The sequence below is a fragment of the Sorangium sp. So ce385 genome (assembly GCF_051474135.1).
Taxonomy (GTDB): domain Bacteria; phylum Myxococcota_A; class Polyangia; order Polyangiales; family Polyangiaceae; genus Sorangium; species Sorangium cellulosum_D.
The window spans coordinates 10,090,032-10,112,651 of record NZ_CP150337.1; the positions used below are offsets into that span (position 1 = coordinate 10,090,032).

Annotated in this window: 19 protein-coding genes; 9 read left to right on the forward strand and 10 right to left on the reverse strand. The window is 71.9% G+C overall.

Annotation, left to right across the window (positions count from 1 at the left end):
- Window positions 1–69: 69 nt before the first annotated feature.
- Window positions 70–528 (reverse strand): VOC family protein, encoded by a 459-nt coding sequence (locus tag WME83_RS36820; protein WP_437314380.1) that lies wholly within the window; start codon window positions 526–528, stop codon window positions 70–72.
- A 251-nt stretch (window positions 529–779) separates the two neighbouring features.
- Here WME83_RS36820 and WME83_RS36825 point away from each other — a divergent pair, with 251 nt between their 5' ends.
- The 4 genes from WME83_RS36825 to WME83_RS36840 all read left to right on the forward strand — a co-directional run bounded on the left by WME83_RS36825 (window position 780) and on the right by WME83_RS36840 (window position 4,102).
- Entirely contained in the window at window positions 780–1,010 is a 231-nt protein-coding gene (locus tag WME83_RS36825; protein WP_437314381.1) for a hypothetical protein, read from the forward strand.
- 353 nt (window positions 1,011–1,363) lie between these two features.
- Entirely contained in the window at window positions 1,364–2,161 is a 798-nt protein-coding gene (locus tag WME83_RS36830) for a hypothetical protein (RefSeq protein ID WP_437314382.1), read from the forward strand.
- Window positions 2,162–2,201: 40 nt separating this feature from the next.
- Window positions 2,202–2,618: a PAAR domain-containing protein gene (locus WME83_RS36835; RefSeq protein ID WP_437314383.1), complete on the forward strand. Its 417-nt coding sequence runs from the start codon at window positions 2,202–2,204 to the stop codon at window positions 2,616–2,618.
- Between the two features lie 11 nt (window positions 2,619–2,629).
- Window positions 2,630–4,102, forward strand: a complete 1,473-nt coding sequence (locus tag WME83_RS36840) for a hypothetical protein (protein WP_437314384.1) — start codon at window positions 2,630–2,632, stop codon at window positions 4,100–4,102.
- 354 nt (window positions 4,103–4,456) lie between these two features.
- Here the strand turns inward: WME83_RS36840 and WME83_RS36845 are convergent, their stop codons facing one another.
- Together WME83_RS36845 and WME83_RS36850 are read right to left on the reverse strand one after the other, a co-directional pair.
- The gene (locus tag WME83_RS36845) at window positions 4,457–5,278 is read right to left on the reverse strand and encodes a hypothetical protein (protein WP_437314385.1); all 822 of its coding nucleotides are present in this window, start codon (window positions 5,276–5,278) and stop codon (window positions 4,457–4,459) included.
- A 238-nt stretch (window positions 5,279–5,516) separates the two neighbouring features.
- On the reverse strand, window positions 5,517–6,947 hold the full coding sequence (locus tag WME83_RS36850; RefSeq protein ID WP_437314386.1) for a porin: 1,431 nt from the start codon (window positions 6,945–6,947) through the stop codon (window positions 5,517–5,519).
- A gap of 499 nt (window positions 6,948–7,446) precedes the next feature.
- On the opposite strand from WME83_RS36850, the gene WME83_RS36855 reads away from it, so the two are divergent.
- Window positions 7,447–9,672, forward strand: a complete 2,226-nt coding sequence (locus WME83_RS36855) for an SUMF1/EgtB/PvdO family nonheme iron enzyme (protein WP_437314387.1) — start codon at window positions 7,447–7,449, stop codon at window positions 9,670–9,672.
- A 2-nt stretch (window positions 9,673–9,674) separates the two neighbouring features.
- Complete coding sequence (locus tag WME83_RS36860) at window positions 9,675–11,165, forward strand: hypothetical protein (protein WP_437314388.1); 1,491 nt, start codon at window positions 9,675–9,677, stop codon at window positions 11,163–11,165.
- A 212-nt stretch (window positions 11,166–11,377) separates the two neighbouring features.
- On the opposite strand, the gene WME83_RS36865 is transcribed toward WME83_RS36860, so the two are convergent.
- The 5 genes from WME83_RS36865 to WME83_RS36885 form a co-directional block, all read right to left on the reverse strand.
- Complete coding sequence (locus tag WME83_RS36865) at window positions 11,378–12,133, reverse strand: SAM-dependent methyltransferase (RefSeq protein ID WP_437314389.1); 756 nt, start codon at window positions 12,131–12,133, stop codon at window positions 11,378–11,380.
- Window positions 12,134–12,168: 35 nt separating this feature from the next.
- Window positions 12,169–13,041: an STAS domain-containing protein gene (locus WME83_RS36870; RefSeq protein ID WP_437314390.1), complete on the reverse strand. Its 873-nt coding sequence runs from the start codon at window positions 13,039–13,041 to the stop codon at window positions 12,169–12,171.
- A 725-nt stretch (window positions 13,042–13,766) separates the two neighbouring features.
- Entirely contained in the window at window positions 13,767–14,009 is a 243-nt protein-coding gene (locus WME83_RS36875; protein WP_437314391.1) for a hypothetical protein, read from the reverse strand.
- Window positions 14,006–14,278, reverse strand: a complete 273-nt coding sequence (locus WME83_RS36880) for a hypothetical protein (protein ID WP_437314392.1) — start codon at window positions 14,276–14,278, stop codon at window positions 14,006–14,008. The genes WME83_RS36875 and WME83_RS36880 overlap by 4 nt, the downstream gene beginning before the upstream one ends.
- 200 nt (window positions 14,279–14,478) lie before the next feature.
- Window positions 14,479–15,066: a thioredoxin family protein gene (locus tag WME83_RS36885; RefSeq protein ID WP_437314393.1), complete on the reverse strand. Its 588-nt coding sequence runs from the start codon at window positions 15,064–15,066 to the stop codon at window positions 14,479–14,481.
- Between the two features lie 381 nt (window positions 15,067–15,447).
- Between WME83_RS36885 and WME83_RS36890 the strand changes: the two genes are divergently transcribed.
- Window positions 15,448–16,533, forward strand: a complete 1,086-nt coding sequence (locus WME83_RS36890; RefSeq protein ID WP_437314394.1) for an acyltransferase family protein — start codon at window positions 15,448–15,450, stop codon at window positions 16,531–16,533.
- Between the two features lie 30 nt (window positions 16,534–16,563).
- On the opposite strand, the gene WME83_RS36895 is transcribed toward WME83_RS36890, so the two are convergent.
- Window positions 16,564–17,817 (reverse strand): glycosyl hydrolase family 18 protein, encoded by a 1,254-nt coding sequence (locus WME83_RS36895; protein WP_437314395.1) that lies wholly within the window; start codon window positions 17,815–17,817, stop codon window positions 16,564–16,566.
- A 160-nt stretch (window positions 17,818–17,977) separates the two neighbouring features.
- Between WME83_RS36895 and WME83_RS36900 the strand changes: the two genes are divergently transcribed.
- Window positions 17,978–19,849 (forward strand): HEAT repeat domain-containing protein, encoded by a 1,872-nt coding sequence (locus WME83_RS36900; protein WP_437314396.1) that lies wholly within the window; start codon window positions 17,978–17,980, stop codon window positions 19,847–19,849.
- Between the two features lie 544 nt (window positions 19,850–20,393).
- Here WME83_RS36900 and WME83_RS36905 read toward each other — a convergent pair.
- A complete protein-coding gene (locus WME83_RS36905) occupies window positions 20,394–21,311 on the reverse strand; it encodes a TIGR01777 family oxidoreductase (RefSeq protein ID WP_437314397.1) in 918 nt (305 codons plus the stop codon).
- 127 nt (window positions 21,312–21,438) lie between these two features.
- On the opposite strand from WME83_RS36905, the gene WME83_RS36910 reads away from it, so the two are divergent.
- On the forward strand, window positions 21,439–22,533 hold the full coding sequence (locus WME83_RS36910; protein WP_437314398.1) for a hypothetical protein: 1,095 nt from the start codon (window positions 21,439–21,441) through the stop codon (window positions 22,531–22,533).
- Window positions 22,534–22,620: the final 87 nt, after the last annotated feature.

Genomic DNA, 22,620 nt, shown 5'->3' on the forward strand with positions numbered 1-22,620 from the left:
CCCTCCCTCTGTGCCCTCTGTGCCTCTGCGGTTCATCTCTCTGGCTCTTCGGACCTCCTCGACACGGAGCTACGTCGCCGAGAGGCGCTTCTGCATCTCCTCCGGAGAGATCGCCTCGATGCGGCTCGCGAGCCCCCAGCGATGGCCGTGCGGATCGCGGAGCCAGGCCATCCTGTCCCCGAACGGCGTGTCCCGCGGCGGGCGCTCGATGGTCGCGCCCGCCGCGGCGGCCTGCGCGGCGAGCGCGTCGACGTCCTCCACGTAGACGATCACGCTCGCGCTGGTGCCCCCCAGCGTCGCGGGGCTGACGGCGCCGAGATCGGGGTACTCGTCCGACAGGTAGAACCGGGCTCGACCGATCGACAGCTCGACGTGGCCGATCCGCCCATCGGGCATCGTGACGCGAAATTCCTCGCGTGCGCCGAGAGCGCGCTTGTAGAAATCGATGGCCTCCGCGGCGCTCCGCGCCGTCAGGTAAGGAATGCACGTCTGACCTTCGGGGATGGGGGGGACCTGGCTGTTCGTCATCGTCGCGCTCCTTCGTGCTCGCATCGCGCCGCGACCGTTCCCGGGGCGACGGCGCATGCCAGCTTCCTAGAGGGTCGCGCCGCCGAGGTCTTGGAAGAAATTTACCTGCGCCCCCGGCGGGCCGCTTCAGCGTTCGCGGGTTCACCACGGCAGCCCGAGCGTCGTCCTCACATGCGCGACGCCACGCACGTCCGTCGCGCGGCAACCGTGCTCCTTGCAGGAGGCCTTGCGACTCCTGTTACATTGCGCCCTTGAGCCGTGATCCCTTCGAGCTCCACGCCGGGACGTTCACGCCCGCGGACCTGCGCGTCGTCTCGTTCCGCGGGCGTAAGGCGCTCTCCCAGCTGTTCTCGTTCCAGCTCGTCGTGCAGGCCACCCCCGAGCTCGAGGGCCGCGACGCCGAGCTGCTCGGCAGCCTCGCCGCCTTCGTCCTGCGCGACGGGCGCGGGGCCGAACGCCGCATCCTGCCGGTGATGCCGTGAAGAGAGCTGCCTCCAGCGAGAAGATGCCAGACAACAAGAGGCAAAAGGCGCTGGATGCCGCAGACGCGGCGCTGGCGGCAGCCAAGCAGGCCGAAACCGAGGCACGACAGGCGACCGCGATGTAGGTCGACGCCGTGTCCCAACCGCTCCGATCCGGTATCATGAGGCGAGAGATGAGTCGTCTTGTTCTCCTTGGTGCGTTTGTCGCAGTCGCAGTCGGAGTGACCACCTCTGCCTGCCGCCCAGCGACGCGACGAGCCCAGCCTGAAGCCGGCGTCGCGCACGCCGCTCCTCGTCCGTCCGCAGCGCCGAGGGAGCAGGTCGGCCTGTGCCCACCGATTCAGCGCGCCCGGGTGGCCACGTTCAATGAAGAACAACGCACCCATGACAAGCGCTGGCTCCTGCCCGAAGTGGTGGAGAGTCCGCCCAGAGAGCCCGTGCAGGAGGACTCCGAGGTACCGCTGGACGAAGCCAGCGCGCGGGCGCGAGGTGCCACCTCTAGCAACGATCCGGTGTGGATACTGGGCGACGGGGTTCCGCCGTGCCGGATGACGCCGGGGCAGTATCTGCTCCAGCGCGAGAGCTGGGGATCCCAGAGCGCGAGGGTCGTGCGGGTGCTCGAGGGGGTGTGCCCTGAGCAGGGTCGGTCGGCACGGTCGGTCGTGTTTCAGCAGACCGAATCGCCGGAGAGGTGCCTCTTGCACAAGAAAGAGACATTGACCCAACGTGCTCCACCCGAAGGTCTCATCCCCCAGAAGCATTGCGAACCCCCGGAGTGCCGCTACATGGAAGCGGTGAGCGGCGGCGAGCTGCCCGGTGGTGGCGGAAGCGCGGTGCTCGAAATTACAGCGACTTGGCTTCACCCCACGGAAGAGCATGAATGTTCCTGGACGCACGACGATTTCTACGGCATCTTCGTCCAGGCGAGGAAAGACCTACCGTTCACCAAGATTCCCAAGGTGGACGGCCTCTTCGGTGTCCTGGTCGACGATCGAGGGCTCCGGGCCGTGATCGGCGACGCGCTATGGATCATGACCTTCGTGCCTATCGCGCCGTCCGGGCAGCCGGAGAAGCCGCTCGAGGTGACGGCTCACGTGGCCCACCATGATGAGAAGACCTGGAACTCGCTCGCGCCCTACTGCGGGCCGTGAGCCGGTGATCACCGCGAGAGAAAGAGAAGGAGGAGCGAGGATGCCAGCGCATGGGCCGAAGGCGGGCAAGCCCGCGGCAAAGCAAGGGGACGAGGTCGTCGGCATCGACACGCACGTGGTGATGCTCCCCTCGCCGGGCGGGCCGGTGCCGACGCCGACGCCGCTGCCCTTCCGCGGGACGTTGAACGGCGATCTGAGCCGCGACGTGCTGATCGAAGGCAAACCGGCCGCCACCCATGGCAGCACCGCGGCGAACGCGCCCGCGCACGTACCTCCCGGGGGCACGTTCCAGCGGCCGCCGTCGAACCAGGCCCGGGTTCAGGCGAGCAGCAAGACGGTGCTCATCAACGACAAGCCCGCCGCGCACCTCGGGGATCCGGCGATGACCTGCAACGACCCGGCCGACGCGCCGAACGGGAGCGTGATCGCCTCCGGAACCGTCTTGGTCGGCGAGTAGAGGCAGGGGAGATGGCGGCAGCCACGAAGCCCGCAGCAGGGGCGCAGGGGGCGAGCGAAGGGATCTCGCTGGCGCGGTACGCGGCCGTCAAGGCGGCGGTGACCGAGGGGTTCCCGCTCGCGGACGTGCTCGCGGTCGAGGGGCTCTCGCCGCGTACGTTCGCGCGGGCCGATCTTGCCTGGAAGCAGCGGCTGGCCGCCGAGCCGGAGCTGCTCGCGGCGTACGAGCAGGAGCTGGCACGGGCGGAGGACTGGCTGGATCGACAGGTCGAGCCGCTCGCGAACGACCCGGCCGCCTGGGCGAGCTTCCTTGCCGCCTTCGGGGCGCACCCGGCCCCGTTCGAGCTGCTGCAGGAGAACGACCTGGGCATGAACGACGTCGCGCGGCTCCGCCGCCTTTGGGCGCGGCGCGCTGCAGAGGACGCGAAGGTCGGCGAGCTGCTCAAGGATCTGCACGCGAAGCCCGGGAAGCTGGGGCCGCTCCGGGCTGGCCCCCGGGTGCTGCGTCCGTCGAGGATGGCCGAGGCGCGGGGATCGGCGGCCTCGTCCGCGCCTGCCGTGCCGTCCTCCGAGGCGATGGCCGGCCCTGCGGCGCCCCTCATGGCCCCGGCGGCGCTGCACGCCACGGGGCCCCTGCTGGGTGTCCCTCGAGGCGCAGCGGTCCCCTTCGTGCTCGTGCACGCCGAGCTCGCGACCCGAAAGACCGAGCCGAAGCCTCCTCGCGCTGCGGAGTCGCTCACCGGCACCGCCCCCTTGCCCGACGTTCCGCGAGGGCCGGAGCTGCCGTTCCCTCGCTTCGAAGCGGCGAAGATGGCGGAGCGCCCGCCTCCTGCCATTGCGGAGACGGCGCCGCTCGCCGAAGTTCCCCGTGGTCCCGCTCTCCCGTTCACGGCCGGAGCCCCGGGGACTCCCGCGCCGTCCCCACCGACAGCCCGGCCGCAGCAGCCGCGAGCCCCCCGGGAGGTCGCAGAGACGTCACCGGTGCAGGCTCCCCCTCGCGGCCCGGTGATCCCCTTCGCGGCAGCGGCTCCCACGAGGCCTGGCGGAGCGCTGGCAGCATCGAAGCCCGCTCCGCCGGCCGCAGCAGAGCTCCAGGAGACGTCGCTGAACCTCGTCATCCCCCGTGAGCTGCTGACGCACGCCGCGTCCACGCCGGCCACTGGGACCGGAGCTGCCGCAGCATCGCCGCTTTCCGGGCCCTCGAGCACGGCCGGCGGCGGAGGTGCAGCGCCCCTCCCCGACTCGCTGGACACGATCCTGCCGCTCGCCGCGTATGCCGCGCTCTGCGCGGAGCTGGCCCTGTCGCCCGCCACGGCCGAGGAGATCTTCCGGCGCTACGGCCTGGGTTCCGGCGAGATGCGGTCGGCGGTCGATGCGGCCTGGAAGGAGCGGCTCCGCGGGGACCCGGCGGAGCGCTCGAGGTGGCAGGACATCTACCAGCGCTACTACGCGCACTTCGCCAGGCGAGGCGCGCCCCCGCGGTGAACCGTCACCAGGACGCGTCCTGGTCCCCGCGCGACCGCGCTCGCCCGCGACCACGACGCGTCCTGGTCCCCTCGCGATCGCGCTCGCCCGCGACCACGACGCGTTCTGGCCCCCCCGCGACCGCGCTCGCCTACAACCACAACGCGTTCTGGCCCGTCGCGACCGCGCTCGCCCGCGACCACAACGCGTTCTGGTCCGTCGCGACCGCGCTCGCCCGCGACCACAATGCGTTCTGGTCCGTCGCGACCGCGCTCGCCCGCGACCACAACGCATTCTGGTCCGTGGAGATGCATCCTATGAAGAACGCTTGTCTTTTCACAGAAACGCAAGCCGCTTCACAGCATTAAGCTCGACTCACGCCGGATCGGCCAGGGCCTCCTCTTCCGCTTCCGGCGGCGCGGCGGGCGCGGAGGGCGCCTCGGTGTCGTCGCCGGCCTCGCTGCTCGATCCAGCGGGCCGCGACTCCCACGCCGCCAGCGGCGCGAGCAGCGCCGCGCTGACCTCCTCGCTGCCGGGCACGTCCGGATCCGCGTGCGCGGCGACCCGGGCCGCGTAGTCGCGCAGCGCCGCGAGCGTCGCCAGGAACGCGGCGCGCACGTCGCCCGTCGGCGCGCTCTCGGGCTTCGGCGCGGTGATGTGCAGGGCCCGGCCGTAGGCCTCGTGCGCCGCCTCCAGGTGAGCGAGGAACGCCTCGCCGCCCAGCTTCTTGAACGTCCTGTCGTGCCGCGCGCTCCGGATCGCGTCGAGGCGCGCCTTCGACTCCTTCCATTCGAGCTTGTACGGGAGCCGGGTAAACGAGAGGCCGTCCGGGTAAAGGAGCTTGAACAGCTCCTTCGCCTCTTCGAGGCTCGGGTTCCGCTCCGGCGGGAGCTTGCACCACCCTCCGAGCCAGTCGAACGTCCCGCTCCACGCGTTGTCGAGGAGGCGATCGGCCTTCGGCTTGGTCTTCGTCTCCACCGGATCGCCCCCTTGCGGCCGGGTGAGCGCCTCGAGCGTGGCGACGGCGGCGGCGAGGCGGCCCTTGGACCGCCCGATCGCCTCGGGGAGCTTCTTCGGCCTGAGCTGCTTCTCCCTCGCGTCAGCCACCGTGATGAGCTCCGTGGCGAGCACGACCGACTCGGCGGCATTGAGACGGGGGAGAGCGACGAGGTCCTGGGAGGTGAATGAACGAGCCATGGTGAACTCCTTCCCTGAAACGGCGCAATCGATCGCGCCGGGGAGGAGCGCCATGGCAAGAACGAAGCCACGCGCGGCACCTCGGAGACCCGTGCTCTCCACCGCCCCGCCCATGCTTCTGGCCAGGCTCGGCAAGCCAGGCCTGGCCGGCCAAGGCAGGCCAGAGGCCGGCCAGGCCACGTACACCGGGGATCATGGCTCGAGCGTGAACACTGCCCTCCGGCGCGCCCCCTCCCCCTCAGAACGTGGCGTCGAGCTGGAGGCGACCGACGTGGCGGCCCTCGGAGGCGTCCTTGCCGAAGATGTAGAAATAGTCGCCCTGGAGCTTCAGGGCGTAGCCGTTCACGTAGTAGTTGAGCCCGCCGCCCACCTGCTTTCCCTGCGTGTCGACGAGCTCGACGAGCTTCGGATCGGTGCCGCGCTCGGCGAAGATCTGGTCCCAGCGCGCGGCGATCTCGAGCCGCTCGGTCAGCAGGAAGCCCGACTGGACGAAGTAGCCGTAGCCCGACCGGGTCCACTCGCGCGCGGGCGCGCCGTCGACCTCGCCCTCGATCGCGTCCCGCGCGGCGTGGCGCGCGACCGCCTCGGCCGAGAGCGAGAAGCCGGCGTACTTGAAGACGAGATCGGCCGCGCCATGCAGGTAGTCGGCCGCGCCGAGCGAGAGCGTCGCGCCATAGGTGCTGTTCTGTCGGTTCGTCTGGTGGTTGTAGCCGCCCGCGACGCCAATCGCGAGCCGGGGCCGCGCCTCGCGGGAGAGGTCGCCCTCCTGGTCGTCGTCGAACGCGCCGAACGGGCGGAAAGACAGCCGCGCGACCGCCAGCGGCCCGTGCTTCTGGCCCCCGAAGCGGTTGCGCCCCTCGCCGCCGCCCACGAAGAGGTTGTACGATAGCCTGCCTTCGAGGCCGAAGAGGTCGGGCGACGAGAGCATCAGGCCGACGTCGCGATCGAGGGTCAGCTCGCGGACGGCGATCTGGCGATCCACCAGCTGGAGCGTGAACTCGCGCGTGGTCCGCGCCCGGTCGAACGGGACGAAGAACTGGCCGACACGCACGTTGAGATCGCGGATCCCCGTGTACTCGACGAAGGCGTCGAAGATCGGAGAGGCGCTGTCCTTCTCGAAGTCGTTGCCGCCGAAGGCGAGCTGCACGCTGTACTTGAGGTCGGGCGAGAGGACATGGCCGCTCGTCACGAGGCGCATCGTCTTGACGTTGATCTCGCTCGTGTCGTCCTCCGCCGTGTGCGTGATGGTCTCGCGGATCTGCACGCGGGCCCGGATCGTGGACGAGAAGGTGTCGTCCGCCGTCCTGACGGTGAAGCCCTTTCCGGGAGCGGCCGTGACCTTGACGTCGCCGCCCTTGTCCTTCGCCGGCTTCGGCCCGGCGGCGGCCTCCTTCTCGGCCGCCGCCCGGCGCTCCGCGTCGAGGCGCTCCAGCAGCGCGCGCTGCTGCTGCTCGAGCTCTGCGACCCGGCGACTCAGCGGCTCGACGCCCTCCGCCGCCCCGATCTCCTGCGGCGCCGGGGGCGCCGGGGGCGGCGGCGCGGGCGCCGGGACCGGCGGGGGCGCCGCGGGCGCCTGCGCAGACGCCCGGAGGGGGAGCGCGGCGGCGAAGAGCGAGAGCGCTGCCGCCGCGCGGACCGTGTGCGACTTCTTTCGATGGATCGATTTCAAGCGTCCTGTCCTCGGATCAGACCCTGTGCTGCGCGCCCGGCGGCACGAGCCGCCGGCGCGAAGGCGCACCACGCCCTCGCCGACGGCGACCCCGCGCTCCCCGCGGCCTGCGCTTCGCGCCACACGCGCAGACGCCAGACCGCCGCCGCGAGCGCCCAGCTGGGATCAGCCACGCCAGCGGAGAGCCACCGTGCAGACGTCCAATATAACGGACATCGACAGCTGTCAACACATCCTGAATCATCGACAATGGCGCTCAAAACCGAGGAATGTGCGCCAGAGCACGCGAGCGACACCATCCGTCATACCGGACACTTCGGCGCCGGCGGCGGCCGGCGGCGCCCGCCGGGGCGCGGCGGCGGAGGGCGGGCGCCGGGGGCGGCGCGGACGTCCGATCGCGCGAAAGAGTTCCAACCTGCCGCCGCCGGGCCACTAAGATGACCCCGACGCACGCACGAGGCGCTCCGATCGGCGCCCCGCCGCGGTGCGTAGGGATCTCATGAGCCAGAACCCGGACCGCCGCGATCCGCTCAACATCGCCGGAAGCCTGATCGCCGACAAGTACAGGATCGATCACGCCGTCGGCGAGGGCGGCTTCAGCGTCGTCTACAGGGCCGAGCACGTCATCTGGAAGCAGCCCGTCGCCCTCAAGTGCTTCACGCTCCTCGCGGACGCGCCGACCGACCAGCGCGAGCAGCTGCTCCAGGCGTTCATCCAGGAGGGCAAGCTCATGGCGGAGCTCTCCAGCCGCTCGGCCGCGATCGTCCAGGCGCGCGACATCGGCACGTTCAACGCGCCGGACGGGCAGTGGCTGCCCTACATGGTCCTCGAGTGGCTCGACGGCAAGCCGCTCGACCAGGTCCTCTACGAGGAGACGAGCCGGCGCGCGCCGCCGCGCGATCTGCTCGCGACCATCGCGCTGCTCGAGTCGGCGGCGGTCGCGCTCGAGCTCGCGCACTCGCGCGGCATCGCGCACCGCGACATCAAGCCGGCGAACCTGTTCGTCATCGGCTCGCCGCGCGACGCCTCGACCTTCGTGAAGGTGCTCGATTTCGGCATCGCCAAGGTGATGGCCGAGCACGCGGCGGCGGCGACGGCGCTCGCCCACACCGGCAAGGACATCACCGCGTTCACCCCGAGCTACGGCGCCCCCGAGCAGTTCAGCCGCACCCACGGCGCGACCGGGCCCTGGACCGACGTCTTCGCGATGGCGCTCATCATGATCGAGGCGATGCTGGGCGGAGCGCCGGCGCTGCAGGGCGACGACTACCTCCAGCTCGCGGTCGCGAGCCGCGATCCGTCGCGCCGGCCGACCCCGCGCACCCTGGGGCTCACGGTCAGCGACGAGGTCGAGGCGGTCTTCGAGAAGGCGCTCGCCGTCGCGCCGGCCGATCGCTTCCCCACCATGGGCCGCTTCTGGGCGGCGCTGCACCGGGCCGTCTTCCCGGACGATCCGGCCTGGGCCGTCGCCACGGGCAACGGCCCGCCCGCGCCCACCTCCGGGGCGCCGACGGCCCGCGGCTCCGCCCCGCGCATGTCCTCCGCCCCGCGGCTGTCCTATCCGCAGGTCGCGGCGACGCTGGCGGCGCCCCCGACGGCGCCCGGGCCCGCCGCCTCGGCCAAGCCGACGTCGGTCGCCGCGGCCGACACGAGCAGCACGGGCGGCACCGCGAACGACGCGGCGACGCAGCGGTCGGCGGCGGCGCCGCGATCGAAGGGCGCGCTGGCGCTGGGCGGCGCCGCGCTCGCGCTCGCGGCCGGCGGCGCGCTCGTCTGGGGCCTGCTCCGCTCCGAGCCGCCCGCGCCGGAGGCGGCGCCGGTCGCCCCGGTCGCCACCGCGTCCGCCGCGGCCGTCGCGACGGCGAGCGCCACGGCCGCCGCGGCCGCGGTCCCCGCGCGGCGGACCGAGTGCCCCTCCGGCATGGTGCTCGTGCCCGGCGGCAAGTTCTTCATGGGCTCCGACGAGCCGGGCTTCAAGCTGTGGCAGCCGGCGCACAAGGTGACGGTCGACACGTTCTGCATCGACATCCACGAGGTGACCGCGGGCGACTACAAGGCGTGCTCGGACAAGGGGGAGTGCAAGCGGCCCCCGACCGCGCCCGACTACCCGAAGGCGGACGGGGTGTCCGACCCCGAGCACCAGAAGACGCTCAAGGCGCTCGCCGAGCTCTGCACCTTCGGCAAGCCCGGGCTCGAGAAGCACCCGATCAACTGCGTGCCGTGGAGCCTCGCGGACGCGTACTGCGAGGTCAACGGCAAGCGCCTGCCGACCGAGGCCGAGTGGGAGTACGCGGCGCGCGGCTCCGACGGGCGCAAGTTCCCCTGGGGCGACGAGCCCGGCGACAAGACCTTCATGAACGCGTGCGGCACCGAGTGCACCGCGTGGGAGAAGGCGCGCGGGCTCACGCCGAGCACGCGCATGTACGACGCCGACGACGGCTTCTACGGCACGGCGCCGGTCGGCTCGTTCCCGAAGGGCAAGACGAGGTTCGGCGCCCACGACGTCGTCGGCAACGTCTGGGAGTGGACCGCGGACTGGTTCGAGACCTACAAGGACGAGGAGCAGGTGAACCCGAAGGGGGCGCCGGCCGGCGATAAGAAGGCGATCCGGGGCGGCGGCTACAACGGCGGCGTCCTGCTCTGGCTGAACCCGGCGTTCCGCTACCACCAGCTCGCGACGGCGAGCGCGCCGGGCATCGGCTTCCGCTGCGTGACGAACCTGTAGCCGTGCCGGTCCCCGCCTCGCAGCTCGCCAACCCCTCGATCGCCGGCCCGCTCGGCACGCTCGCGTTCTCGCAGGTCCGCCCGCTGAGCTCGTCGCTCGCGCTGCGCGCGATCCGCTGGCACCAGAGCCTCGAGCGGCTCGGGGTGGTGCTGCCGTTCGCGATGGTGCACGACGCGGGCCTGCTCTTCTCGACGCCGCGCGAGCAGCTCGAGATCGGCCCGCGCTGCGACGCGAGGGAGCTCGCGGGCCGGCTGCGCGACGCGGAGCGCATCCTGGAGGGGTACCGGTCGATGCTCCGGGAGCTCGCCGAGAGCGAGGCGGCGCGCTGCGCGGCGCAGCTCCGGATGAGCGACGATCTGGTCACGGTCGTGCTCTCGCGGCTCTTCGGCGCGGTCGCGGCGCGCACCCACGCGGCGCCGGCCTACCGCGCGATGCTCCCGGCGGACGCGGCGCTCTTCGAGGGGATCGAGCCGCAGCTGCGCGGCCTGTTCCTGTCGGCGCGGCGCGAGTTCGAGCAGCGGGCGCTGGAGGCGCTCGACGTCTCGCGGCTGTACGTGCTCACGATGTCGGACGCGCTCGACGTCGAGACGCTGCGCCTGTTCGGGATGCTGGGCTCGGAGGCGTCGGCCGGGGCGCTCGCCCAGGTCGACCTGCTCGCGGCGCTCTCGTCGCCCGAGGCGAACGACATCGTGAACTTCTCGCTGGAGATCCTGCCGAGCGTGCTCGAGACGAAGACGCGCCCGGCGGCGGGCACGTCGGCGGCGCACGGCTACTCGGGGCTCGGCACGCGCGGCTCGATCGACAGCATGGTGCTGACGGAGCTCGCCTGGGACGACGTGGAGCTCGCGCGCCGGATCGCCGACAACGAGGTGCTCTATTTCGCGCGCGAGCAGAGCCGGGACGAGCAGCGGCGCATCCACTACCTCCTCATCGACGCGTCGGCCTCGATGCGCGGCGATCGCCAGACGTTCGCCCGCGGGATGGCGATCGCGACGGGCAAGCGGCTCCTGCTCGAGGGCGAGGACGTGGCGTTCCGCTTCTTCGACGCGCGGCTCTACGAGCTCTACCGCGCGAAGAACGGCCAGCTCCCCACGGCGCACCTCCTGTCGTTCAAGGGGGAGCGCGGCAGGAACCCGGCGCGGGTGTTCGCCGAGCTGGCGACGGACCTCGACCTGACGCGGCACCACGATCCGCGCACGCCGGTGGTGCACCTGTTCACGCACGCGGCGCTCTACATCCCGCGCGAGATGGTGCAGGCGGTGCAGAGCCACGCGCACATCTCGGCGGTGTTCATGCTGCCGTCGGGGGGGCAGCTCGATCTCGACTACCTGGACCTCCTGGACGCGCACTGGGTGGTCGACCACGCGACGGTGGCGAGCGGGGCGGCGAGGGCGAGCGCGGCCAAGGCCATCCTCGTCGAGAAGGACCGGCCCGAGGAGGGAGGTGGCGGTGCACGGCGCCTGGGGGCCCCGCCGAACTCGCACGCGCCCTGAACCTTACCCTGCGGGTAAGGCTCAGGGCGCGTGCTCAGACATCGGCCCATCCCCCAGGCGCCGTGCACCGCCACCTCCCTCCTCGGGCCTACGGGGGTAAAAGGGGCGGGCTCGACGATCGCGGGGGGAGACGCGTGAAGGGGGCGATTTTGCGGGGGTGAGCGCGGCGGAGGGCTCGGGCGGATCGACGGGGTGGGAGCGCGGAGGAAGGTTCAGTGGCGCGCGACCATGCCCAGCACGTCGAACGGGCTCGCCTCGTACTCCTCCTGGGTCAGGAAGTTGTCGAGATCGAGCCACTCGACGAGCGGGCGGCATTCATGCGCCTTCCACGGGCTCATGAGCGCCGCCATCTCCTCGGGTGTTTGCGGGTAGATCTTGATGCCGGCGGGGGCCACGGCCTTGTTCAGCTGCTGCGCCGCGGAGGCGACGCGCGGCACGACGAAGCTGAGGGCCAGCACGCTGCCGGGGGCGCAAAACGAGTGCAGCCGCCGCAGCAGGTCGCGCGAGTGGTCATCTTCCATCATGTACACGATACCGATGCACCCCACCGCGATGCGGCGCTCCGCGCCGAAGAACTGCGCCGCCGCCGCGAGGAGGGACGACGGCTCCCGGAGGTCGGCCTGGACGTAGCGCATGTTCGGCTTGCCGGCGAGGATCTGCTCGCCGTAGATCACGCTCACGGGATCGATGTCCGAAAACAGGATGCGCGCCTCGGGCAGGTAGTCGTTGAGGTGGCCCTGCGTCGGGAGCCCCGAGGCGAGATCGAGCACGTTCGTGATGCCCGCGTCGGACCATCGCTGTCCCACGAGCTGGATGAACCAGCGGTTGAGCTTCGCCCATTTCGGATAGGTCGGTACGAGGTTCATGATCGCCGCGGCCGCGCGGCGATCGACGTCGTAGTTGTGGTGCCCGCCGAGAACGTAGTCGTAAACCCGGCCGATGTGCGGCTTGGTGATGTCGATCTCCATGGTGCCCTCCTAGATCGAGCGCGCGGCGCGCCCCTTCAGCGGCCGCGGTACGAGCGAGCAGCCCCGCGCTGCGGGGGCGGGCTGCCACACACGTCGAGCCCTTCCCGCCGCAGCGCATGCATGATGCCGCTTTGAAGGTTGGCCAGGACGACGATGCCCGCGAGGGGGATGCCCTGGTCGGTCAGCGCGCGGGCGGCCTCCGGGCGGATGCCGACCAGCACCGGGTGGGTGCCGAGGAGGTCGAGCGCGCGCGCGGTGCGCACGAGCGCGGCGACGGCCTCCGCGTCCATGGACGGCACGCCGGTCACGTCGATGATCGCGGTGCGCGCCTGGCGCTCCACCACCTCGCGCAGCAGCGATTCGGTGATTTTGCCCGCGCGCTCGGCGTCGAGCTTCCCGATGAGCGGCAGCACCAGGATGTGGTCGTGGACGGGCATGATCGGCGTCGAGAGCTCGAGGATCACGCGCCGCAGCTCGCGCTCGCGGTTCTGGATCGCGCGCTCGAGCGCGAGCTGCATCTCGTCGCGCTGGACGCCGATCTGGCGGCTCTCCTGCTCCGCCACCGCGTCCACGAGCAAGGTCAGATAGTCGTTCACGCGCGCCACCTGCTCCAGCGCTCCGGGCGCGTTGTCGGGCAGGCGCGCCAGGACCTCGCGCAGGAGAGCGCGGCTCAGCCCGAGGAGGGCGCGCAGCCCGAGCCCCTGCTGCCCGAGCTTGTGCCCGAGCGACAGGACGGGCGCCGCGTCGCCGGTGGCGAGGAACTGGAACAGCTCGTCCAGGATCTGCTGCGCGACCTGCGACAACCGGAACGGCGGGAGGCCGCTGCGGTTGTGCACGGCGTTGTCCTTGAGCGCCTTCGCGGCGCTCTTCGCCAGCACCTGGCGCTCCGGGTCGATCCAGATCTGCATAGGAGGTCGACTCCCTTGGCCCTGGCCTTGGCCATCTTGTGTCGTAGGGGTGCTCATGGAGTAGGAGAACAAGCCACCTTCGGATCGCGCAAGTCGAGCGGCGCGCCAGAGGAGGGTGAAGCTCGGCGCGATGCCGCGATCTGCTTGCCAGGCAGATGGATGTCGTGGCTTCGCAAGGTGCTCCCCCCCGGAGATGCGGCCTCAGGCGCGCGCAGTGTCTCTACATTACCAGTGTCCTGGCCCCCTGTGGTCCATGACAAACGCAGCCCGCGGCAGCGCAATCGCCGTACCAGGCAGGACACGCACCTCCCGCGTACGAGGACGGATCCGACGGGAGCGATGGCCGGCGACTCCTTCTTATGGATCCCTCGACGCACGGCGCCCTGGGCCTGCCGCGGCTCGGCTTCAGGACGTCAATGTCGTCCGATGGCGCACCCGGTACTATGTTGCCGACGTGAAGCGTCCGCGCCGGCCGGATTCGGTGCATCGTCCGGAGCCGGCGATGCGCGTGCTCGCGTGGCTCCGCGCGGAGGTCTTCCCGCCCCGCTGGCCGGCGAGATCGCCTTGCCCGGAAGCTCGACCGGTCGGGGTCGACCTCACCTCGAATTTTTCGGAAGGATTACGAGATGCGGCCGTAATACTCCGGCTCATTGCCGGGCTGCGGAGCTGCGATCTGCTGGCGATACGATCGTGGAATCCCGGTCGGCGCGCTCGGCAAGCGGGCACTACACCCTGTAGACCCACCAGACACGCATCACCCCGTCCCAGGGATCCAGCGCGGCAAGCACCCGGTACCGTCCGATGCGCAGGCGCACGATGATGGCATTATCCGCGGGGACGCGGTGCACGGCGCCCTCGCCCGTCGCGGCGAAGCGCTGCACGGCCGCGTCGATCCGACCGGCGTCGAGCCAGTGGATCTGGTGCAGCGAGGCGATGCCGGCGGGGGTCCATTCGACCTCCCAGCTCACCGAGGACGGCCAGCCGGCACGCGCGCGAGCGCGTAGATCTCGTCGAACTCCGCTCCGGCGCCTTCGGCCTCGGCCCTCTTCCGGAGCTCGGCGGTCACCGCTTCGCCGGGGATCCCCGGGCCGTCCACCCCCGCCTCCATCGCCGCGCGCTCCTCATCCGTCAGCGGCTCGTCGTCGATGGGCGCTCGTAGAACGGCCTGCCACACAGGGTCGTTCTCGGGGATCACGGGCTGCCGAGCAGGCGCGGCGCTGTCTCGTCGAGGGCTCATGCTGGAAGGGTACACCGGGCTTCGCGCAGGATCGACGGCGCCGGACATGGAAAATGTGCGCGGCGAACAGGAATACTCGCGCCTCAGCCAAGGCGCTCCCCTGTTTCAGCGTTCCTGGTACGCGATCGCGTCGGCGTCGGCGGCGGATCGGGTCGAGCGGCCGCCACGGCGAGCACTGGGACGTACGCCGGTTGTAATTTCTACGAAATTCGCCCGTAATACTCCGGCTCATTGCCGGGCTTCCACTTGATGTTGCACCCGATGCTCGGGCGCTGATCCGAGGGGATGGGCGCCGACGCGAGCACCGCGTCGATGGCGGCGCGGAGGTCGCGGCCGGTCACCGGGACGTCATTGCCAGGGCGGCTGTCGTCGAGCTGACCGCGGTAGACCAGCCGGCGATCCGGGCCGAAGAGGTAGAAATCCGGCGTGCAGGCCGCCCGATAGGCCTTGGCCACCTGCTGCGCCTCGTCGAGCAGGTACGGGAACGTATAACCGAACTCGCGCGCCTCCCTCGCCATCGCCTCGGCGTTGTCCGCCGGATAGGCGACGATGTCGTTCGGATTGATGGCCACGACGGCCACGTCCTCGGGGCGATAGTCGCGCCGCAGCCGGGCGAGCTCGTGACGGACGTGCTTGACGAACGGACAATGATTGCAGATGAACATCACGAGGAGCGCCCGCTCCCTGGTGAAGTCCGACAGCGCCACCTGCTTTCCGTTGAAATCCGGCAGCCGGAAGTCGGGCGCCGGCGTGCCGAGCTCAAGCATCGTGGACGGGGTGCGTGCCATGGCAGAAATCTCCTCTCGCTGTGACGGCGCGCACCATACCACGCGGCGAGACGGCCGCGCTCGCCCCGCGGACGGCGCGGCGACCCCGCGCGCACGCGCGGCGGCCCGCCTGCGCGCCGCCCCGGCCCCGCCCGAGGTCGCCGGCCATCGCTCCGCTCGGCCGCCCCGGGCCGGCTTCCCCGCCGGGCCGCGCGACCACGACCGCCCGGCAGCCGGCGCGCGACAGGCCGAGGCAGCGCCGGCGGCGCCACGAACCCCCGAACAGCCGGGCACGCCGGACAGGCACGTACAGAGAGACGACCTCGTCATGCCGCTGACGGACAACGCACGATGGAGAGACGCTGTCATGGCTCATCATGCCACGCGCACTACATTCATCGCATGCGGCTACAATCGCTGGACATCTTCCGCGGCATGACCATCGTCGCGATGCTCCTCGTCAATTTCCAGGACAGCTTCCCGGCCATCTATCCGCCCCTCGCCCACTCGTATTGGGATGGCTGCACACTCGCAGACACGATATTTCCCTGCTTCCTCTTCATCGTCGGCGTGACCCTGCACATCTCCATGTCCGGGCGCCGCGCGCGCGGCGCGACCGACGGCGAGCTCGCCCTCCAGATCGTCCGGCGCGGCGCGATCTTCGTCCTGCTCGGGCTGTTCCTGTCGGCGTTCCCGTTCTTTCCCGAGGAGCGCCTGACGGCGCTGCGCATCCCGGGCGTCCTCCAGCGCATCGGCGCCGCGTACGTGCTCGCGGCGCTCCTCTGCCTCAAGACCACCGCCCGGCAGCAGGCGGGCATCATCGCCGCGGCCCTGATCGGCTACTGGCTCGTCCTCCGGCTCTATCCGCTCGACGATCCCCAAAAGACGCTGGCGGCCCGGGTGGACCGGTATTTCCTCGACGGGCACATCGCGCGCAAAGGCTGGGACGCGATGGGCATCCTCCCCACCCTCCCCGCGGCGATGACGGTGATGCTGGGCAGCCTCGGCGGCCGCTGGCTCACCGCGCCCACCGGGCTCCGCGCGCGCGTCGCCGGGCTCCTCGCCGCCGGCGCCGCGGGGATCGCGCTGGGCGCCGCCTGGGCGCCGTGGTTCGCGTGGAACCGCAGCCTGTACTCGAGCTCGTTCGCGCTGTTCACCGCCGGCGTGGCCGCGGTCGTCCTCGCCGCCTGCGTGTGGATCGTGGACCTGAAGGGGTGGCGGCGCTGGGGGGCTCCGTTCCTGATCTTCGGCGCCAACCCCATCGCGGCTTACGTGGGCTCGACCATGATGGGACACCTGCTCTATCACGTGAGCAGGACCGGAGACGACGGCGCGAGGACGAGCGCGCTACAGCTCCTTTACACGCGCCTCTTCGCGTCGTGGCTCTCGCCGCTGAACGCCTCCCTCGCCTTCGCGCTCGCGGCCGTCGCCCTCTGGCTCATGCTCCTCTACCCCCTCCACCGCCGGGGCATCTTCCTCAAGGTCTGAGGCGCGCTCAAGGTCTGAGGCGCGCCGCGGTCACCTCGGGAAGTGGCGCTCGATCATCGAGAAGAACGCCGCCCCGCCCGGCTCGCCGCCGATGCTCCAGTACGTCACCCCGCCGAGCCCGCCCCGCCTGGCGGCGGCGACCTTCTCCTCGAGCGACGCGAGGTCCTCGAAGAACACGTGCTCTCCGCTCGCGAGGACCTGGTTCGGCGCCCTCCCCGCCGCGAACCGCGCGGCCCCGTCCTCCGGGCACCGGCGCATGTGGTCGGTGCTCGTGTCGTAGCCGTCGCCCGCGAGCTCCAGGCACTTGCCGAGCGGCTCGCACCCCACCACGGCGCCCCCGCCCTCCGGCGCCTCCGGCCCGAGCAGGCCGTAGTTCGGCAGGCCGAGGATGAACTTCTCCCGCCGCGCGCGCGGGTCTACGCCGAGCCCCCCGATGTACGCGACGGTCCGCTCCACCCACCCGAGCGGCGCGACCGGGCCCGCGTGCGCGCCGCCGCCAAAGTGATAGTCGTAGCTCATCACGTGCACGTGATCCGCCGAGGCGCTCAGCGCCTCGTAGTCGAACACGCCCGTCGCGGAGGCGACCGCCGGGACCGCGAGCGAGAGCGCCTTTCCGGCCGCGTGGAGCGCGCGCGAGAGCTCGTCCATGAACGCCGAGAACGCGGACCGCTCGGCCTCCACGGTCTCGCCCGGCCCGAGCACGGACGCGAGGTGCTCGTAGTCGATGTCGAGCCCGTCGTAGCCGTTGTCCACCGCGAGGGCCACGAGGCCCGCCACGTGCTGCGCCCGGAGCGCGGGATCGTGGATCATCGCGTGCACCGCGACGACGTCCGGCCGGTCGACCGCGGCGACGAGCGGGACGAGCCGGGTCCGCCCGCCGCCGCCCGTCGTGCGGTCGAGGACGCGCGGGTCGTGAAAGCCCGCGAACGGCGCCGACCGGCCGCGCGGGTGGTTCTCGAACGTGGTCGGCGAGGCGACGCGCCACCACTTCGGGTGGACGGCGTCGAACGCCTCGGCGCGGGCCGCGAAGGTGTCGTAGCCGAGCTCCGTCGACGCGGGATCGCCGAGGAACTCGTGCAGCCACCCGCAGAAGCGGTGATCGCCCGCCGCCCCCGCGCGCGGCGCCGCGGCGCCCGGCGCGTCGGGCGCCCCCGGCGCTCCCTCGCGCGGCGCCGCGGCGCCCTCCACCTCGACGACGAGCGGCGTGCGCTCCACCCCGCCGCCGCACGAGGCGGCGGCAGCGGCGGAGCAGATGAGCGGCAGGATCCGGAGAAGCTGCTTCATGGCGGCCGCCCCTCTAGCAGCCCGCCGCGAGGACTACAGCCGCGATCGCGCGGTTCCGCGGGGCGCCTCACGATGCGCCCGCGATGCGATGTTCTACGGCCGCTCCCTCGCCGCGCCCCTCCGGCCGCCGCCGCCGTGGTGTACTACGCTCGCTCCGCGCATGACCCAAGGCGTCCGCCCCCTGCACGAGCTCCGCGACGAGGCCCGCTCCGCGCTGGCCAGGAGCGATCTCTCCCGCGCGCGCGACGCGCTCTTCAGCGCCCTCCAGCACACCATCGCCCGCGAGGACGACTACGTCGCCATGACGGACGAGCTCCGCGACGTGCTGGTCCGGCTCGGCGACCCGAGGAGCGCCCTCACCGTCGCCTGGTACGCGGGCGGCGAGCACAGCCAGCGCCCCCTCATCGCGCACGTCCCGCCCATCGACCGCGCGCGCACCGTGCTCGCCTGGGCCGAGCGCGAGCAGGACCCCGAGCGGCAGAAGCGGCTCTACGCCCGCGCCGCCGACGAGTACGAGGCCGCCGGCCTCGTCGCGCAGGCCGCCATCGCCCGCGAGCGCGGCCAGGACTTCGCCCGCGCCCGCGCCCTCTGGTCGCGCCTCGCCCAGCTGCTCTCCTCGTCGGGCAGCGACCTCTACGCCGCCGGCCTCGCCCGCTTCAACCTCGCCCGCACCTCGCTCCGCACCGGCGACGCCACCGCCGCGCGCGAGGCCGTCTTCGCCTCCGTCCACCTGCTCGAGGAGGCCGCCGACCGGTACGAGACCATCGGCCAGCGCGAGCGCGCCTTCGACTGCTACCAGGTCCTCATCGCCGTCGGCCGCGAGAGCCGCGCCTTCGAGCACGTCCTCGAGGGCTACGTGAACGTCATCCGCATCCTGCGCGAGGACCACCTGCGCTACTACGCGCTCCAGTCCTACGAGGAGGCCGTCGCCGCGGCCGAGAAGCAGGGGGAGATCTCCGCCGCCGCCACGCTCGCCCGCGAGATGGCCGCGTACGCGCGGAAAGAGGGGCTCACCGCCGTCGCCAACTTCGCCGTGCTCGCGCAGGCCCGCCTCTGGCAGGAGGTGTCCGCCGTCTCGCAGAAGCGCGCCGCGCCGCCCGAGATCGCCGAGAACGCGCTGCTCGCCGCCGTGATCGCGCTCGGCGAGGCGGGGCAGTACAGCAAGGTGGGCAGCGTCTACCGCGCCCTCACGCAGCTGCCGCTCGAGGAGAACCGGAAGAAGCACTACGCCCGCGCCGGCGGCCGCTACGTCAACGCGCAGGACCTGCCGATCGACGCGTCGCCGCTGCCGGCGCACCTCCGCCACGAGCTCGGCTTCCCCGACGTCTGGCACATCGACCTCGTCGAGTGGGAGCAGGCCGGCAGCGCCAGCCAGGCGTGCGGCGACATCGTCCTCGACCCGGGGCAGTGGTCCGAGGTCACCCGCCGCCGCGCGATGCTCGCCCGCCTGACCGCGCTCGCCGTCGAGGGCGCGACGCCCGAGGCCGCCCCGGCGCCGCGCTCGCCCGCGCAGCAGCTCATCAGCCTCGCCGAGCAGCTCGCGACCGTCGAGCTCTACACGATCCTCTCGCCGCTCGAGCACCTGTTCCGCCGCCCCGAGCCGAAGATCCGGGTGGCCGTGGTCCGCGCGCTCTCCCGCTTCCTCTACAAGCGCACGTTCATCACGCTCCGCGACGCGCTCGTGGACCCCGACCCCACCGTCGTCCACGAGGCCGCCCGCGCGCTCGAAGAGCTCCGCTTCGCCCACGCCTTCGATCCGCTCGCCCGCATCTACCGCGAGTCGCAGGCGCCCGCCGTCCGCGCCAGCGCCGTGCGCGCGATCGCGAAGATCGACACGCTCGAGGCCGGCGAGATGCTCCTCGGCATCCTCCAGCACGAGGGCGCCGAGGAGCGCGCCGCGGCCGTCGAGGCGCTGAAGCGCGCGCGCGGCATGAAGTTCGTGGAGCTCGCCCGCGCCTCGCTCGCCGAGCTGCCCACGTCCGCGCAGGCCGTGGTGCGCGAGATCCTCCAGAGTCGCGGCATCAGCCCATGAGCGTACGAGCGCGCCTGTCCGCCCCCGGCCGCGCCGCCCCGCGCCGGGCGACGCCAGGGTAGTTGCCTGTCTGGACGGCGACAGCTGGCTGCGTCCGCTCCTCACCCCCGCTCACGCGCTGGAAAACCGCCTCCGACGAGCAACCCCGCGATTGTGCGCTGCGGCAAGGGGATTCCCCTAACGACTTTGTGTCTGGCGTCGCGATGGGGGGATGCGCTGCGCCCATGAGTCGGGATACCCTGCACGCGCCAATCCAACTCATCCCGAAAGCTTCTCGGCGCGCGATGTCGTAAGCATGGAAGCGGACGGAGCGCTTGGGGGAGCGCTGGGAAACCGCCGTCCGGGCTCCCGATGGTGCGCTGCTCGACAACGGTCGACTTCTCAGCGCGCCACCGGCGGCTCTTCTTGCGTGGCAGCAGCTGGGCGCCGCGGCGCGGCGCCCAGCTGCCCAGGCAGACCCTTCGCTGCCGGGGCGGATGGGCGCCCGCTCCGCCGCGGGCGCTCGTCGGCGCGGGGCTCTCGCTCAGCGGCTGAAGGCTCTCGCTCAGCGGCTGAAGATCGACTCGAGCGCGGGCATCAGCTGGGCGTAGCGGAACTTGTAGCCAAGCTCCTCCGCCCGCCGGGGATAGGCGCGCTGACCGGTGGTCACGATCTCGGCCGCGTCGCCCATCCCGAGCTTCACCACGGCCTCGGGCACACGGAGCCATGACGGCCGGCGGAGCACGGCGCCGATCGCCTGCGCGACCTCCTCGCCGGTCGCCGCGTGCGGCGCGGTCACGTTGAGCGGGCCGCGCACCGCGTCGCTGTCGAGGGCGAGCAGGGTCAGCGCCACGACGTCGTCGCGGTGGATCCACGGGATCACCTGCTTGCCGTCGCCGATCGGCCCGCCGAGGAAGAACCGGAAGGGCGCGATCATCTTGTCGAGCGCGCCGCCGCCCTCGCCGATCACCACGCCGATCCGCAGCTGCACCGAGCGGACGCCGTGCTGCTCCTCGATGGCGCGCGCGGCCTCCTCCCAGCGGACCACGACGTCGGCGAGGAAGCCCTGCCCGGGCGGGGCGCCCTCGTCGAGCACCTTCTCGCCCGGCTGCGGGCCGTAGTAGCCCACCGCGGAGGCGCAGACGAACGCGCTCGGCTTGCGCCTGGCCTTGCCGATCGCCTCGCCCATGAGGCGGGTCGTGTCGATGCGGCTGTTCACGATCTCGCGCCGCGCGTCCTCGGACCACCGCTTGACGATCGACTCGCCCGCCAGGTGGATCACGCCGTCCACCCCGTCGAGCTCCTCGAACCACGGCCCCGCGCTGTAGGGGCTCCAGGACACGACGCGCGCCCCGGGCAGCGACGCCTGCGTCCGCCCGACGTCGCGCGTCAGCACCGTCACCCGATCCCCCCGCGCGAGCAGCTCCTTCACGAGACCGCGCCCGATAAACCCGCTGCCGCCGGTGACAAGAACCGTCTTCACGGGATCCTTCTATCACGGCTCGGACGGAGCGGGGCGCCCCCTTCGGTCGCGACGGGGGAGCGCCGGGACGGGCGGCAGCTGTCCAGTCGTGACGCGGAGCGCGGGAGACGGTAAGACGCCGGACGTGATGGATGACCTAGAGACCTTCAAGAAGCTTCCTCTCGGCGGCCTGGATCGGCGCTCGTTCGTCGGCGCGCTGGCCGAGCACGGCGCGCGCGTGGCGAGCGAGCAGCTCGCGGCGCACCGCGCCCGCATCAGCCCGGCGGGCACGCAGATCGCCCCGGACACGGCGGTGCTGATCCTGGGCGGCTCGAACGGCATCACCCGGGCGCTCGCGCTGCAGCTGCTCTTCGGGGAGCGGGCCGCCGTGTTCGCGGTGCACTTCGACAGCGAGAAGATGCAGATCGGCCCGCACCACGTGAAGGCGATCACGGACGCGGCGGCGGCCGAGGGGCTCACGGCGCGCTTCTGGAACAACGACGCCACGAGGCCGCAGGTGATCGACGAGGTGGTCGCGGCGCTGAAGGAGCGGTATCGGGCGGTGCACCTCGTGAACGGCATCGCGGCCGGCGCGATGAAGCGGTACGCGGAGCACGGGCCGACGAAGGTGAAGGACCTCGACGTCGCGTTCGACCCGGTGCTCCAGGTGCCGGATTTCTCGCGCCCCGAGAACATCCGCAAGCTCGGGCTCGTCGAGGTGGACGTCGCGAACGACGCGGACATCGAGCGGACGAACAAGTTCATGGGCACGTCGTCGCTCCTGTGGGCCGAGCCGCTCGCCGCGGCGGGGCTGCTCGCGAAGGGCGAGAGCGTGGTGTCGTTCTGCGACTACGACTACCCGAGCGACGATCCGGTCTACGCGATGGGCCCGCTCGCCGGCGCGAAGAAGCTGCAGCGCCAGACGATGGCGGAGATCCAGGGGAAGTTCGGGGTGAAGACGGCGCGCATCTGCTACCCGGCCCTGGCGACGACGGCGCTCGGGGCGATCCCGGGCGGGCTGCTGATGTACGGGCTCAGCACGCAGATCCTGAAGGAGCGCGGGCAGTTCAGGGACGTCATCGACCTCGCGCGCGACACGATGGAGATCTGGCGGCCGAGCTGGGACGGGAGCGATCTGCGGGTGGACGCGGCCTATCAGGCCTGCCTCCCGGAGTTCAACGTGCGCAAGGCGCAGATCGGGCCGAAGGACGTGCCCGGCGCGTTCCGGCTGCTGTTCGAGTAACCTCGAGGGGGTCGGCGCGCGGGGCATCGGCGCCGCGCGCCTCGCTCCGCGGCCTCGCGGACCGGCCGCGCTGCGCGCGCGGTCTCG

Excerpts from the sequence above, each read along its gene's own strand:
- WME83_RS36820 (WP_437314380.1), bottom strand. The coding sequence starts at position 528 with ATGACGAACAGCCAGGTCCCCCCCATCCCCGAAGGTCAGACGTGCATT.
- WME83_RS36835 (WP_437314383.1), top strand. The coding sequence starts at position 2,202 with ATGCCAGCGCATGGGCCGAAGGCGGGCAAGCCCGCGGCAAAGCAAGGG.
- WME83_RS36840 (WP_437314384.1), top strand. The coding sequence starts at position 2,630 with ATGGCGGCAGCCACGAAGCCCGCAGCAGGGGCGCAGGGGGCGAGCGAA.
- WME83_RS36845 (WP_437314385.1), bottom strand. The coding sequence starts at position 5,278 with ATGGCTCGTTCATTCACCTCCCAGGACCTCGTCGCTCTCCCCCGTCTC.
- WME83_RS36855 (WP_437314387.1), top strand. The coding sequence starts at position 7,447 with ATGAGCCAGAACCCGGACCGCCGCGATCCGCTCAACATCGCCGGAAGC.
- WME83_RS36865 (WP_437314389.1), bottom strand. The coding sequence starts at position 12,133 with ATGGAGATCGACATCACCAAGCCGCACATCGGCCGGGTTTACGACTAC.
- WME83_RS36870 (WP_437314390.1), bottom strand. The coding sequence starts at position 13,041 with ATGCAGATCTGGATCGACCCGGAGCGCCAGGTGCTGGCGAAGAGCGCC.
- WME83_RS36880 (WP_437314392.1), bottom strand. The coding sequence starts at position 14,278 with ATGAGCCCTCGACGAGACAGCGCCGCGCCTGCTCGGCAGCCCGTGATC.
- WME83_RS36885 (WP_437314393.1), bottom strand. The coding sequence starts at position 15,066 with ATGGCACGCACCCCGTCCACGATGCTTGAGCTCGGCACGCCGGCGCCC.
- WME83_RS36890 (WP_437314394.1), top strand. The coding sequence starts at position 15,448 with ATGCGGCTACAATCGCTGGACATCTTCCGCGGCATGACCATCGTCGCG.
- WME83_RS36895 (WP_437314395.1), bottom strand. The coding sequence starts at position 17,817 with ATGAAGCAGCTTCTCCGGATCCTGCCGCTCATCTGCTCCGCCGCTGCC.
- WME83_RS36900 (WP_437314396.1), top strand. The coding sequence starts at position 17,978 with ATGACCCAAGGCGTCCGCCCCCTGCACGAGCTCCGCGACGAGGCCCGC.
- WME83_RS36910 (WP_437314398.1), top strand. The coding sequence starts at position 21,439 with ATGGATGACCTAGAGACCTTCAAGAAGCTTCCTCTCGGCGGCCTGGAT.